This is a genomic window from Syntrophorhabdaceae bacterium (assembly GCA_028698615.1).
Lineage (GTDB): Bacteria > Desulfobacterota > Syntrophorhabdia > Syntrophorhabdales > Syntrophorhabdaceae > Delta-02.
The window spans coordinates 1-14,803 of sequence record JAQVWF010000053.1 but is presented as its reverse complement, the minus strand read 5'-3'; the positions used below and the strand labels follow the sequence as shown (position 1 = coordinate 14,803).

Annotated in this window: 13 protein-coding genes; 11 read left to right on the top strand and 2 right to left on the bottom strand. The window is 55.7% G+C overall.

The annotated features are described in order from the left end of the window. The 11 genes from PHC90_12535 to PHC90_12485 all read left to right on the top strand — a co-directional run. Window positions 1–692 (top strand): radical SAM protein (locus PHC90_12535; protein MDD3847168.1); only part of this gene is annotated, 692 nt, incomplete at its 5' end. Further along, window positions 661–1,656, top strand: a complete 996-nt coding sequence (waaF, locus tag PHC90_12530) for a lipopolysaccharide heptosyltransferase II (GenBank protein MDD3847167.1) — start codon at window positions 661–663, stop codon at window positions 1,654–1,656. The genes PHC90_12535 and waaF, both read left to right, overlap by 32 nt. After that, complete coding sequence (locus PHC90_12525) at window positions 1,649–2,686, top strand: PfkB family carbohydrate kinase (protein MDD3847166.1); 1,038 nt, start codon at window positions 1,649–1,651, stop codon at window positions 2,684–2,686. The genes waaF and PHC90_12525 overlap by 8 nt, the downstream gene beginning before the upstream one ends. Window positions 2,687–2,806: 120 nt before the next feature. Continuing rightward, window positions 2,807–3,289: an adenylyltransferase/cytidyltransferase family protein gene (locus PHC90_12520; GenBank protein MDD3847165.1), complete on the top strand. Its 483-nt coding sequence runs from the start codon at window positions 2,807–2,809 to the stop codon at window positions 3,287–3,289. Window positions 3,290–3,426: 137 nt separating this feature from the next. Next, on the top strand, window positions 3,427–4,218 hold the full coding sequence (locus PHC90_12515; GenBank protein MDD3847164.1) for a glycosyltransferase family 2 protein: 792 nt from the start codon (window positions 3,427–3,429) through the stop codon (window positions 4,216–4,218). After that, a complete protein-coding gene (locus PHC90_12510) occupies window positions 4,208–5,185 on the top strand; it encodes a GDP-mannose 4,6-dehydratase (protein ID MDD3847163.1) in 978 nt (325 codons plus the stop codon). Before PHC90_12515 ends, PHC90_12510 begins: the two co-directional genes overlap by 11 nt. Window positions 5,186–5,225: 40 nt before the next feature. Continuing rightward, window positions 5,226–6,335 carry a DegT/DnrJ/EryC1/StrS family aminotransferase gene (locus PHC90_12505; protein MDD3847162.1) on the top strand — a complete coding sequence of 370 codons (1,110 nt, stop codon included), beginning with the start codon at window positions 5,226–5,228 and terminating at the stop codon, window positions 6,333–6,335. After that, the gene (locus PHC90_12500) at window positions 6,332–7,465 is read left to right on the top strand and encodes a glycosyltransferase family 4 protein (protein MDD3847161.1); all 1,134 of its coding nucleotides are present in this window, start codon (window positions 6,332–6,334) and stop codon (window positions 7,463–7,465) included. The genes PHC90_12505 and PHC90_12500 overlap by 4 nt, the downstream gene beginning before the upstream one ends. A 43-nt stretch (window positions 7,466–7,508) precedes the next feature. Further along, window positions 7,509–8,633, top strand: a complete 1,125-nt coding sequence (locus PHC90_12495; GenBank protein MDD3847160.1) for a glycosyltransferase family 4 protein — start codon at window positions 7,509–7,511, stop codon at window positions 8,631–8,633. Between the two features lie 3 nt (window positions 8,634–8,636). After that, entirely contained in the window at window positions 8,637–9,533 is an 897-nt protein-coding gene (locus PHC90_12490; GenBank protein MDD3847159.1) for a glycosyltransferase family A protein, read from the top strand. Window positions 9,534–9,731: 198 nt separating this feature from the next. After that, window positions 9,732–12,221, top strand: coding sequence for a PAS domain S-box protein (locus PHC90_12485; GenBank protein ID MDD3847158.1), 2,490 nt, complete (start codon window positions 9,732–9,734; stop codon window positions 12,219–12,221). 14 nt (window positions 12,222–12,235) lie between these two features. Here PHC90_12485 and PHC90_12480 read toward each other — a convergent pair whose 3' ends face one another. Beyond that, on the bottom strand, window positions 12,236–13,270 hold the full coding sequence (locus PHC90_12480; protein ID MDD3847157.1) for a radical SAM protein: 1,035 nt from the start codon (window positions 13,268–13,270) through the stop codon (window positions 12,236–12,238). A 116-nt stretch (window positions 13,271–13,386) separates the two neighbouring features. Next, window positions 13,387–14,298: a mechanosensitive ion channel gene (locus tag PHC90_12475; protein MDD3847156.1), complete on the bottom strand. Its 912-nt coding sequence runs from the start codon at window positions 14,296–14,298 to the stop codon at window positions 13,387–13,389. Window positions 14,299–14,803 lie beyond the last annotated feature (505 nt).

The window sequence follows — 14,803 nt, the reverse complement described above, 5'->3', positions numbered from 1 at the left end:
TGTGCAACGCCCATGCCCGCATCTTCGACGAGGAAACGGCACGCCTCCTGAGCGGCGCCGGCTGCCGCATCGTCAAGTTCGGGCTCGAGAGCGGCAGCGACCGGATACGCCGGAAGGTATTGAGCCGATACATGACGAACAAACACATCGAGGACGCCTTCGCCATCGCCCACAAACACGGGCTTCACACGTCGGCCTTCGTAATGTTCGGTCTTCCCTATGAGACCATCGGGGACATCAGGGAGACCGTAGACCTTCTCGCCGTCATCAAACCCGGCCGCTTCCGCTGGTCCCTCTTTTTCCCCTTTGTAGGGACAAAGGCGTACACCATTGCCCGGTCTTCGGGACAGATCGACCTCGACGAGATGGAAAGACTCGACAACTTCACCGACGAGACCTGCATGAGGCTCGGGCCCGATGTGGACCTTTATTGCGACAAGGTCAAGTCCGTCCTCTGCGCCTTCGTCAACGCGCGCTCCAACCTCGAACATACCGAAGGCTTCAGGCGCCTCGCCGAAGAGATCGAGGCCATGGACGAGAAGACCTGGCGCGAAAAGAAAGAGAGCATCCCCGGCAGAGTGGAGGAACTCAACGAAGAAATGGAAAAATCGGGAGGACTCCATTATACTGTGAGATACAATCCTTTTATGGGCGTACGAAGTGACTGGAAAGACGATAGTATATCTGCCTAACTGGCTGGGCGACATGGTGATGGCCGTTCCCTTTCTCCATGCGCTCAGGCAGCATTCGCAAGACGAGATATGGGCCATGGGCAAGGAGAGCGCGATACACCTTTACAATGGCCTCGGACTCTTTGATCGTTTCGTCACCATTCAAGGAAAGGGCCTGACCCTCTTTTTCGAGACCACAAACAAACTCAACAGGGTGAACTTCGCCCGGGCCATTGCCCTTCCCCATTCGTTCAGATCGGCACTCTTCTTCTTCAATCTCAGGGTGCGCGACGTCATAGGGTATCCCCGGAACAAGAGGGGCTTCATGTTGAATATAAAGGTGAAAGAAGAGGAACGGCTTGAATCCACCGTCGAACACTACCTCAGGATCGCGGACACCCTGGGAGTGCCGAGGTCTATTGAAGCGCCCATTCTTGCCGTGTCGGCCGATGAAGAAACAAAGTTCGACAAGGAGTTCTCCGACACGACAAGGCCCTATGGCGTCATGATAGTGGGTGCGCAATACGGCCCTTCGAAATGCTGGCCCGCCGCGTATTTTTCCGAGCTGGCGGACGAGATCATCGAAAAGTACGGCATGAACGTTTACATGCTTCCCGGCAGGAACGAGGACGATCTCGCCCGCAAGGTCCACGAAGGGATACACGCCAAAGACCGCGCCGCGATCAAGTCCATGAACATACGGGACATGAAGGTGTGCCTGTCACGGGCGGCCTTCGTGGTGAGCAACGACACCGGCCCGCGCCACATCTCCGCGGCGCTCTCCGTTCCAACCGTTGTTCTCGCCGGGCCGATGGACGAACGGTATACCGGGTACCCCAGCACATATACCCGTGTCGTTTCGAAAAGCATGGACTGCCGCCCCTGCAACAAGAAGAAGTGCGACGGGGACCACGGGTGCATGACAGGAATAAAGCCGCAGGAGATCGCTGAAATAGTGGGGGAGATCCTTGAAAAGAGTGTCTGAAGATGACGTGAAAAAACCGAGAAAGAATCCGGAACGGGGGGACAGAGCGACTCTCGCTCGTTTTCTCGACCGCTTCAAGGGTAAGAGGATCTGCGTCGTCGGCGACATCATAGCCGACGTCTTCATCCTCGGAAAACCCTACCGCCTGTCCAGGGAGGCCCCTGTCGTCGTGGTAAAATACGAGGAATCGAAGATCTACCCGGGCAGCGCCGGCAATACCATCAATAACCTCGCCGCCCTGGGGGCCACGGTCTATCCCGTCGGTTTCGTGGGAACCGATTCCATTGGCGGCAAACTGATGGACTTCTTCTCCGCGAGGAAGAACATCGACACAACAGGCATAATCCGGGTGAGCGGCGACACAGTGACCAAAACAAGGATCCTCGCCGGGGACACCCACGTTTCGAAACAGCAGGTCATCCGCATAGACAAGGACGACGGCCGCAGGCACACCCCAAAGGAAAAGGGCCTGCTCATGGAAAAGCTCGCCGCGATCTGCCCCCATGTCGATGCGGTGATCGTCTCCGACTACGGCCACGGCGCCGTGACCGGCAAGGTGATCGAATACATGAAGATCCTCGCCAATGACAAGATCGTCGTTGGCGATTCACGGTATGGCCTGAAGAAATACGCCGGGTTCACGATGATCACCCCCAACGAATCGGAGGCCCTGGCATTGGCGGGTTTGAAGGACGACGACTCCATAGAGGAGGCGGGGGCAAGGGTCCTCTCCGGTATGCGCCTGTCGGCGCTTCTTGTCACCCGCGGCAACAGGGGTATGACGCTTTTTCTCAAGAACGGCAAGGTCCATCACATCCCCATATCCGGCAAGGATGACGTAACGGACGTCACCGGGGCCGGAGACACCGTGTGCGCCGCCGTGGCCCTATCGCTGGCAAGCGGCGCCGGATTTCTTGATGCCTCCCGCATCGCCAACTACGCGGCGGGAGTCGTGGTCATGAAGCGCGGGACCGCGACAGTGACGGTGCCGGAACTGAAGCGGTCGCTGGAGAATGGGGGAATGATTTAGAGACGGTTCCAGGTTCCGGGCTGCAGGAACCTTTCCTGCTTCTGTTGTGCCGGATCCCTGGTCAAGTCCGGGATGACGGCAAAAAGGGACTTATCGACGGACAGAAGGAATGGGCTGACAATGGGAAGAATAGTCACTGATCTTGATGAACTCACCGGGATCATCGAAAAGGAAAAAACCGCGGGGAAGAAGATTGTTTTTGGGAACGGGTGCTTCGACATCATTCACGTGGGGCACGTCCGGTACCTGCGGGGCGCCAGGGAACTGGGAGATATCCTGATCGTCGCCGTGAACGACGACTCCTCCGTAACCGGCCTCGGAAAGCGCAAGGAAGTGGTCACTCCCGCAATCGAGCGGGCGGAGATCGTGTCGGCCATCGATTGCGTCGATTATGTCATCATCTTCAGCGACCCCACGGTCGAGAACCTCCTTTCCGCCCTCAAGCCCCATATCCATGCCAAGGGCACCGATTACACCGAGGGAAACGTGCCCGAGCGGGACATCGTCCTTTCCTACGGAGGAAGGGTGGCCATAGTCGGAGACCCCAAGGACCACTCGACGCGGGACATAATCAAAATCATCAAGAATCTGAAAGAAAAATAAGGAGACAGGAAAAGATAGGAAAATAAGAGCGAATTCCTTGCCTTTGATCTTCTCGGGATCCTGCTGTCTCCATCCTGCCTTCTTATTTGATTTCAAACACTTTTTGGTGTATTGTAACACCATCGGACCACATGAGAATGGAAAGACAAGAGGACGCGAGACCACCCCTATCCGTGTACATGATCACCTTCAATAACAGCGCCACCATCGCGAAGGCGCTCGAAAGTGTTGCCGGATGGGCGGATGAGGTCATCGTCGTCGATTCCCACAGCCCCGACGGTACCGCCGATATAGCCTCCAGGCACACCGGGCAGGTCCTGCAGTACGATACGACGGACCAGCGGGAAAAATACCAGTACGCCCAGGACCACTGCAGGAACCGCTGGGTCCTCTTCATAGATGCCGATGAATGGCTCACGGACGCCTTCAGGGAAGAGGTGGAGGAGATTCTCGGCTCAGGTTCTCAAAACGATGGCTACATCGCCGACCGCCGCAACATCTATCTTGGAAAAGAGATCAGGCACGGGGGCTGGTACCCGGACAGGGAGATACGGCTCTACAGGAAAGACCGGGGCGGCTGGGAGGGCGGCATACATGCAAAGGTCCACGTGAACGGACGGGTGGGGCACATGAAGAACCACTACCTTCACACGCCCTATGCGGACACGGCCCATCAGATCAGGACCATAGACCGGTATTCCGAGGCCTACGCGCGGGACCTCTTGACGGTGGGACGGCGCTTTCACCTGGCTAACATGATACTGCGTCCCATCTATCGATTCTTCAGGGATTACATCTTCAAAATGGGCTTCCTCGACGGCATTCCGGGGATCATCATCATGGCATCGACGATGTACTACGTCTTCATGAAGCACGCACGATTGTGGGAGATGGAGAAAGACCAGGGAGGAAAGAAGGGTGTTCAATAACAAAGAGGTCCTTGTCACCGGAGGGCTCGGCTTCATCGGGAGCAACCTCTGCATAGAACTCGTGAAGCTCGGCGCGCGTGTCACCATCATCGACAACATGCTCCCGCGCCAGGGAGGCCACCTCTTCAACATACGCGACGTTGCAGACAACGTGACGGTCAACATCTCCGATGTCCGCAACCAGCTTTCCATGAACCACCTCGTCAAGGGGAAGGACTATATCTTTCACCTGGCGGGGCAGGTCAACCACGTGGACAGCATGAAGAACCCCCTTCAGGACCTGGAGATAAATTGCCAGGGAACACTGGTGCTCCTCGAGGCCCTGCGCCGCCACAACAGGGACGGCAGGGTCATTTTTGCGGGCACGCGGGGCGAATACGGCTCAAGTGTCAAACTGCCCGTGGACGAAGACCACCCGACTAACCCCAAGGGCATCTACGCCGTGACGAACCTGACGGCGGAGAAGATGGTCCTTGTGTACGACGACGTCTACAAGATAAAGGGAACGTGCCTTCGCATCACCAACACCTACGGGCCTCGCCACCAGATGGCCCATGATGAATACGGGGTCTTCAACTGGTTCATCCGCAAGGCCCTCGACAACGAGGAGATACCCGTCTTCGGCGACGGCAGGATACTCAGGGATTTCCTCTACGTGGAAGACCTCGTGGACTGTATGCTCAAGGTGGCGGCCTCGGACGAGGCCTACGGCAAGGTCTTCAATGTAGGCACCGGGATCCCCGTCAGCTTCTTTGACCTTGCCGAAAAGATCGTCGCCATTGCAGGGACGGGCAAGACGAGGTTCACCGAGTTCACCCAGGAGCGCAAAGAGGTGGAGCCCGGCGACTATTATGCGGACATAACCCGCATCACGAGGACGACGGGCTGGCAGCCGGCAACATCCCTCGAGAAGGGCATAGCGAAGACCATAGAATTTTACCGGAAACACAGGAAACAATACTGGTAACCCGGACAGATCGATCTAAAGCAAAGGACGGTACAGTTTCGTGAACGTAAGGATATTCGACATAGAAAGAGACCACGCCGCCATCAAGGCGGAGCTTGTAAGAACATTCGAAAAGGTGCTCTCCTCGGGGGAGTTCATCCTCGGCAGGGAAGTGAAGTCCTTCGAAGAGGCCTTCGCCGCATACGTGGGCACGAGGTATGCCGTCGGCGTCGCAAGCGGCACCGACGCGATCAAGATAGGCGGCCTCGCCCTGGGCCTCAAAGGAGGGGACAAGTTCGTCACGACCCCCAACACCTATATCGCGACGGCAATGGCCCTGTCCGAGAACGGTCTCGTCCCCCGTTTCTGCGATATCGAGGCGGACTCCTTCAACATGGACCCCGCCGCACTCGAAGACCTCCTGAAAAGAGAGAATGACGTCAAGCTGTGCGTGCCCGTCCATCTCTACGGGCAGCCGTGCCCGATGGACGAGTTGAGGGATGTTTGCGGCAGGTACGGTGTCATGATCATGGAAGATGCCTGCCAGGCCCACGGTTCCCGCTATAAGGGCAGGAACGTGGGAACATTGAGCGACGCGGCCGCCTTCAGTTTCTACCCCACGAAAAACCTCGGCTGCTATGGCGACGGCGGGATTGTCGTCACCGACAGCGAGGACGTCTTCAAGAGGATGCTCATGCTCCGCGCTCACGGCCAATCCGACAGGCATGTCCACGACATCCACGGTTTTGTCTCCCGTCTCGACGAACTGCAGGCGGCGCTCCTTGCTGTCAAGCTTCCCCATCTCGATGAGTGGAACGCAAGGCGCAGGCACAATGCCTCGCTGTACGACAAAGGCCTTGAGGGCCTGCCCGTCCGGAGACCTGTCGAGGCACCGTATGCCTTCCACGTCCATCACCTCTACGTCATCGCCGTGGAAGAACGGGATGCCCTGAGGGCATACCTTGGCGAACGGGGCATCATCACCCTTGTCCACTACCCCACGCCCATCCATCTCCAAAAGGTCTACGACCACCTCGGTTATGGCGAAGGTTCATTCCCGCAGGCCGAAAGATCGGCCCGGCAGATCATCTCCCTGCCTCTCTATCCATCGCTTCGGGAAGACGAAATTGCCTTTGTGTGCCAGACGATCGGTGAGTTTTACGGAAAATGAAAGTACTTCACCTCTTCAGCGACTGGAAATGGACGGGCCCTGCCGAACCGGTGCTGTCCCTCTGCAAGAACCTCGGAAACGAGGGCGTAGACGTCGTCCTTGCCTACAGAAAGACACCCATCGACTTTCACGAGAGGACCGTCGACAAAGAGGCCATGAAAAGAGGTATCCGCTGCTACGAAGGGCTCAGGCTCAACAGGTACTTCTCCGCCCGCGATTGGTACCATGACCTTACAACATTCAGCCCTTATGTGGAGACGGAAAAGTTCGACATCGTCCACACCCACCTGTCCCACGATTACTACACTGCCATGGCGGCGCTCTCATTCTTCAGGAAGCGCCCCCGGCTGGTCAGGACCGACCACAAACGTGACGGACTGCCCGCGAACCTCTTCATGTCCTGGGCCATGGCGAGAACGGATGGGTTGGTAACCTACAGCAAGAGGCTCGCCGAGCTCGACAGGACAAAGTTCGCTTTCCCCGAGGAACGCCTTCGTGTCGTGCCGCCGGGGATCACACCCTACGAAGGCCCGGTAAAGGACATGCGCGGGGAATTCGGGATCGCACCCGACGAACGCGTCATCGGCGTCATCGGCAGGCTCAAGCCTGACCGCGGCTACGATGTCATCCTCAAGGCCTTTGCCGAGCTGAGATCCCGCGTGGACAAGGTGAAGCTTGTCATCGTGGGCAGGAGTTCCCAGATAGAGGCGAGCGTCATGAAACCTCTGAGGGAGCTGGGTATCGAAAAGGATGTCGTCATCGCCGGCTACCGCATCGAGGATTATTTTTCCGTCATATACACCTTCGACCTTTACATTATGATGCGCGCAGGCAGCGACGGCAGCGGCCGGGCGCTTCGCGAGGTCCTGAGCATGGGCCGGCCCGCCATCGTTTCCGACAGGGGAATGCTGCCCGATCTCGTCGAAGACGGCAGGACCGGTTACGTCAGCACCTGGGACGCGGCCGACCTTGCCGGGAAGATGGAGCTTCTCGTCAGCAATGCCGGCATGAGGCGCGCCTTTGGCGAGAACGCCCGAAAGCACGCGGACACGGAATGGAACTTTCGCCTCCAGGCAAAGGCCGTGAAGAGTTTCTACGAGTCCCTCCTGACCATGGAAAAACGCGCATGAGCCTCTTTTATCTACGTTCCCGGCCAGCGCAGGTTGACAAAAGATGAAGATCGGCCTTGCCATATACAGTTTCGACCCCAAGAAGGGCGGCGCAGAACGCTACACCTTCGATCTCGCCCGCAGGCTTGCCGGCAAAGGGCATGAGGTCTGTGTCTTCTGTGCCCACGGCGTCGAGACGCCCGGTGTCAAGCTCGTATTCCTGCGCACGAATTCCTTTCCACGGTGGCGCCGGAACCTCTCCTTCGCCCTGACGCACAGGCAGGCCCTGGACAGGATCCGTCCCGACATAATGCTTGGCTATGGCAATGTCCTTGACCTCGACGTCTACCAAAGCCACGGGGGCGTGCAGACCATCTGGATGGAGCGGGAGATCGCAAGTTATGAGGCAGGGGCCGAGCGGAACATAAAGGCCTTCCTCCTGAGGCACAGCTTTAACCAGGCTATCCAGCGCTGGGTGGAGGGATACTCCGTGAAACACGGCAGATTCACGAAGATAGTGGCCATCTCCGACATGGTCCGGGACCACATGTCGGCATACTACCACATCGACAGGAACGCCTTTGACATCGTCTACAATGGTGTCGATACGGAGCGTTTCAGGCCGGCTCCCGAGCGGCCGGAAGGCCCCACGACGGTCCTTTTCTGCGCGGGCAATTTCAGGCTCAAGGGGTTGGCCCCCCTTCTTGCGGCAATGGGAAGCGTCGTGCGCCAGGGAAAGGACGTGCGCCTCATCATCATGGGCCGGGGAAAGAAAGACAGGTATTCAGGCCTCATCGACAAGGCGGGCATCCGGGACCGCGTGACGTTCACGGGAGAGCGATCGGCCCCGGAGGAGGTCTACCGACAGGCCCATGTGCTTGCCCACCCGACCTACTACGATGCCTGTTCCCTGACCACGATGGAAGGCATGGCCTCGGGACTGCCTGTCATTACCACCCGCTGGAACGGCGCCTGTGCCTTCGTCTCTCCCGACGAGGGCTACGTCATCGACGAGGCGGAGAACATCGAAGCCCTGAGCGCGGCCATCCATGCCCTCACGGACCCCGCCAGGCAGGAGGCGATGGGGAGAAACGCCCGGAGGAAGATGGAATCCTTCACCATGGACCGGAACGCCGACGAGATGGAAGCGGTGCTTTTGCGGGCCCTGGAAGAAAAAAGAGGGCGATGAGCAATGTCGAAGGACAGTCCTCTCGTATCCATAATCATACCCACATATAATTACGCGCAATACCTGCCCCGGGCCATCGAGTCCTGCATGACCCAGTCCTACGGGAACCTCGAGATCATCATCATTGATGACGGTTCTACGGACGCTACCGGAAAGATGGTGAAAGAGATCGACGACCCCAGGGTCGTGTACCATTATCAGGAGAACCAGGGTGTTTCCGCCGCCCGCAACAAGGGTCTCAAGCTGGCGAAGGGAGACTTCATTGGCTTTCTCGACGCGGACGAATATCTCACCGACGACTCGGTTGAGACACGCCTCGCCGTCATGCTCGACGACGGGGACATAGATTTCGTGACCACAACGGCCCGCTCGGTGGACGACACGGGCAGGACGTCTTTCCGCCCTGGCGAGGGAGGCAGGGATATTATATCCAGGGGGCTGTGCGAAGACCTTCTTCTCAAGCGCATACCCTACACGACATCGGCGGTGCTGATGAGGGGGAGCCACGCCAGAAAGTTTGAGTTCGCCATCGATCTCAACAACGGCGAGGACCTCGTCTTTTTTTCGAAAGTATTTTTTGAAAGGAAGGGGTGCTTCCTCTCAAGACCGACCGCTGTCTCCTTCAGCCATCCCGACAGCCTCCGCCATAACATACCGAATCTCAAGAAACAGGGCATGGGCCTTGTTGATGCCATCTTCGACGACCCCTGCTTTGAAGGCCGGTTAGACCACATACGGGCGGCATTCACGGCCGATCGCTGTTTCGAGCTGTTCCGCAGATTTTACCGCTCGGGAGACCTGAAACTGGCCCGGGAGCACTACCGAAAAGCCCTTTCCCTGGAACCCTCGAGAATATTCAAGATCGACTACCTTTTCAAATTCATCAGAACGTGGATTTAGAAAACAACGACCAATCTCCCAAATTCCAGTGATCACGTCAAAAGTCTTTTTCTCATTCACATGTTGCCCCACATGGAAACCAATATTAATTCCGGTCATCCATATTATGTTTTACAGGGGCACGCAATTGACAACTCTGCGTATCTACTATAATATTGACAATATATATTGGCACTATTCATCACCACAAGGGGCCAGATGAAAGATCCATCCGGAACAGCTTCAGGCCTGATCGAAAAAATCTCCTTCTTAAAACAGAGAATCAGAGAGTTGGAACAATCGGAATCAGACCGCCAGCGGGCGGAGGAGGCACTGCAGGAAAGCGAAGAGAGATATCGCAAAGTTGCCGACTTCACCTATGCCTGGGAATACTGGCTCGCCCCCGATAATAAATATGTGTATGTTTCTCCTGCCTGTGAGCGCATTTCCGGTTATCGGGCTGAGGAATTTCTTCAAAATCCAGAGCTGCTGGTAAATATCATTCATCCCGATGACAAGCACCTGCTGGCCAGCCATATTCACGACGCATTGCAGGACAAATCCGATGTTTCCGCACTCGATTTTCGTATCATCACCCGTGACGGTCAAGAGCGTTGGATCGGTCACGTGTGCCAGGCCGTATACAGTCACACCGGCGATTACCTGGGACGGCGAGGCAGTAACCTTGACATCACCGAGCGCAAGCAGAGCGAGGAGAAATTCAAGGCAATTTTTGATAATGCCAGTGACGGCATACTTCTTGCTAATCCTATAACGAAATCATTTCTTCAGGGAAACGCTGCCATATGTACCATGCTGGGGTACACAAAGGAGGAGATTAGAAATCTTACCATCTATGATATCCACCCCACGGAGGATATCTCCCGGGTTCTTGATGAGTTTGAAAAGCAGGCAAAAGGGGAGAAGACGCTTGCCGAGGACCTGCCGGTATTGAGAAAAGACGGGTCGATCTTCTATGCCGATATAGGCTCTACCGGCATTGCCGTTGGGGACATTCCTTACATTATGGGCATCTTCCACGACATTACCGACCGCAAGCTGGCCGAAGAAGCCCTGAAGACTTCGGAGGGTAACCTCCGCACAATATTGGATAGTGTCAATGATGCTATCTTTATTCACAACATAGATGGAAAAATCATCGATGTGAACAGCAAGGTGCTCGAAATGTACGGGGTATGCCGTGAAGATGCTATCACCATGACCATTGAAAAGGATTTTTCCGCCCGGGACAATCCTATAAACACCCTGTCTGCAATATGGGAAGCTGTCATGAGAGGGCAGGAGAGGATCTTTGAATGGAAGGCGCGTCGTCCCAAGGATGGCAGGACTTTTTCTGCTGAGGTGTTTCTCAGAAAAATAATGCTGAATAATACCGATGCCATTCTTGCAGCAGTAAGAGACATCACCGACCGCAAGCGTTTGGAAGAGGCCCTCGAAAATGATCAAATACGCCTGGTAAATGATCAAATACGCCTTACGGCCGTGCTGGACAGCATTGACGCCCTTGTGTATGTGGCAGACTTCGATTCTTACGAGCTCTTGTTCTTGAACAAGTACGGCCGCAAAGAATGGGGTGATATCGGTGGGAAAAGATGCTGGGAGGCGCTCCAGAAAGGGCAGGATGGGCCATGCAAATTCTGCACGAACAAGCGGCTGCTGTCGGGTACCGGAGTCCCGACGGGCGTGTATCGCTGGGAATTTCAGAACACAAAGAACGGCAGATGGTATAACTGCCGGGACCAGGCTATCCGCTGGACCGACGGACGCCTGGTTCGTTTGGAAATTGCCATCGACATCACCGAAAGCAAGCATATCAAAGAAACGCTTCTTAACGAGAAGAACAAGTTTCTAACCCTTTCCGAGAGCACACCCCTTGGAATGGTCATGATCGATACAAAGGGACATTTTACCTACATCAATCCAAGGTTCAAAGAGATGTTCGGATATGGCACGGAGGATATCCCTGACGGGCGGGCATGGTTCCAAAAGGCATACCCCGACCCCGAATACCGCAAAACAGTTATCTCCGCCTGGGTGGAAGACCTGAAACGGGCAAAGGTGGGTCAAAAAAGACCAAGGATATTCAAGGTGAACTGCAAGGACGGTACGGAAAAGATCATCAACTTCATTCCTGTCCAGCTCGAGACAGGGGAGCAGATCATGAACTGCGATGACATCACCGAACAGAAGCGCCTTGAGCGGCAGCTCCAAACCGTCTCACTCACGGATGAGCTCACGGGCCTGTACAACAGGCGCGGATTCATCACCCTCTCCGGGAAGCAGCTGAAGATAGCAGAGAGGACAAAAAAAGATATGCTGCTCTTCTTTGCCGATCTGGACAGGATGAAAGAGATCAATGACACACTGGGCCACCAGGCGGGCGACATGGCGCTTGTTGAAGTTGCGGCGATCTTTAAGGAGGTGTTCAGGGAATCGGATATCATAGGAAGGATGGGCGGAGACGAGTTTGCCATCCTGACAATAGATACCACCGATGAGGCCAGGGAAGTCCTCACGGACCGCCTGCAGAAAACACTTGATAATTACAACAGGCCCGAGGGGAGAAACTACACGCTCTCCCTGAGCATAGGCATAGCACGCTATGACCCCGAAAGACCCTGTTCCCTGGATGAACTTATGACTCAGGCAGACACACTGATGTATGTGGAGAAGAGAAACAAGCAGTGAAGAACCTTTGTATGTTATTCTGATCTGGTCGATTGGCCATTCGCTTCTTTCCGTCTTCTCCCCGTTGCCTTACCCTTTACTCTTTCCCTCCCGCTTACGAGCTCAAAAGCGCCCCGTTCGGTTCCCGAAGGGTCCCAGCGGAGGGCTATTCCCAGCGTGGAGAACCATCTCAGGTTCTCTCGCCTGTGTCCCACAAGCAGGGGGATATCGTTCTTGTGGAGGGTCACGGTCACCTCTTTCGGACAGGTCAGCTTGCCAAGGGCGGTTTCCAGGGCCCCCCGAAATATCCGCGACTGCACGAGAAGGCCGTAAGCCGGATGATAGAATCCCCCCGCCACCATGCCGCTCACCATTTCATTGTCCGTGAGGCCCACGTTGGCAACATCAATGTCATGTCTTAACGCATTGACATAGATAAAACAGGCCCTTTCGAGGGCATCATCAAAGGATATGGGCTTGAAATCTCCCCTTTCATAAAGGCCGTAGAGGGGTGTGTTCCTGAGAATTACAAGGGGATAGATCCGAATGTATTCCGGCCTCAGCCTCACCATGTCCTCTACCGTTCTTTCGATATCGCTCATTGTCTCGCCGGGCAGGCCCACCATGAACTGAAGGGCGAGCCTGAACCCCTCGCCGCCCAATCTTTCATACGCGCAATAAAGGTCTTGCGCCGTATGGTCCCTGTTGACGGCGGCAAGAATGGCATCGTTGAAGGTGGGAATGCCGAGTTCGATAAGATCCACCCCGTTTCTCTTGAGGATGTCGATGGTCTCGTCCACGAGAGGAACCGGCTTCGTGGAGAGGCGGAAACCGCTTATAACATTGCGGTGCTCGGCGAACAAAGAAAAAAGCCCCTCCAGGGAGGCGGGCTCTATCCCGAAGATGTTCCCCCCGAAGAGACCGACCTCGCAAACCTCGCGACGGCCCTTGAGCGCACTGTCAATCCTTGTCTTGAGATCCCCAACGCCTATGTCGGTTATATAACCCTGGTGGCAGTAGATGCACCGCTGCCCGCAGCCTGAATGGGGAAGGAATATTGGAACTACCATGGTGTGAACCTCGCCCTATTGTCCACCCTTTCACACCCAAAAAGCAAATCTTTGTGCCGCGCCCCGGGCCAAGGGGGGGAACCGGAACCGTTTCCCCGCTGAAGGCTTGACCGGTATCAGGGACCGCTACCCGGAGAAGCAGGATTGCTGATCTTTAACGGTGGGATTCTTACTATATCGACGGTCACCGATGCCACCGTGATCTCCGGTTCTTCGCCGAAAGACTTGAGAAGCTCACCGTGGATCTGCCCTTTTATCGATCTGCGCTCCCGTGCTTCGGCGATATAACGCAATGTCAGTTCAATCCAGTTGTCCGTCATGGCAATGTAGACGGATGGTTCAACGGGCACCGAGTGGAGGGAGGGATATTTCCTTGCCATCTCCTCGAACTCCATCTTTGCCTCAGCATGAAATCCCTGTGTCAGTTCCTGTCCTTTTGCCAGTATGATCTCGACGGCGCGGCGCCAATTGGTATCATAGGTAACGGGGACCATGATCTCGTCCCAGAGGTAATGTGAGTGCTGTGTGTAGTTGAAAACGGGGTCGGAGAAGACCACGCGGTTTGCCACGCTTACCACCCTGCCCGTATACTGGTCGGCCTTCACCCATTCACCGATCTCCATGACCGTTGTTCGCAGCAAACTGATGTCGAGAACATCCCCAATGACGTTGCCTATCCTTATCCTGTCACCGATCCTGAATATGCTGCCGGTGATTATGTTCAGGTAACCGGCAAAGGAGCCTATCACCTCCTGTGAAGCAAAGGCAACGCCCGCTCCCAGGATGCCGATAATGGTCGCAAAATTGCTTCCCAACCCGAAGATCACCACGAGAATTATCACGGCGGCGGAAATGTATGTGATCTTGCGGACAAGCACGCTCAACGTCTGTATTTCAGACGCATCTTTCACGCGCTTTTTCAGAAGCCTTCCCGCCATACGGCTCACAACGATGGCAAGGCAGGCAATGATAACCGAACTGACGACCTTTTGCAGTATCTCAAGATAGAACGGCGGGATCTGCGGCATGATCAACCTCCCCGAGGTTTCGAATCCCCGATCAAAGTACCGGGCGGCTTCCGTTTACGCCGTCATCGTTTCAATTCTCCTGCAGCTTCACGTAATTTGCAAGGGCTAAAATGGCGGCTTCCATATACAGGGGTGCGCACCGGGGAAAACCCCCATCGGATTCCACGCTGCAACACCAGCGGGCGGAAGGTCTGCCGGCGGCGGTCATGCATCCCGGGCCTCATCACGGAATGCTCCATTATTCTTTGACGTAGCAGGCCAAAGGCAGGTTTCTGGACAAACCCAAACCGCATTTGTTGCATGAAACGCAGGTTGCTTTTCCAAGGTCGCCTCCATTCCAGCCGTGGCGTTATTGATGTATCCTTCCTTCAGACTCAATTGTAGCAGAAAAACGATTGCCTGTCCTCTGGCGGCTGAGCCCGGACCCTGCAATTGCCCCGCGTTGGACAGTCATCGGACGGCATCAATAGCAGCATCTTATGGTGGATATCGCAAAGCAGTGATG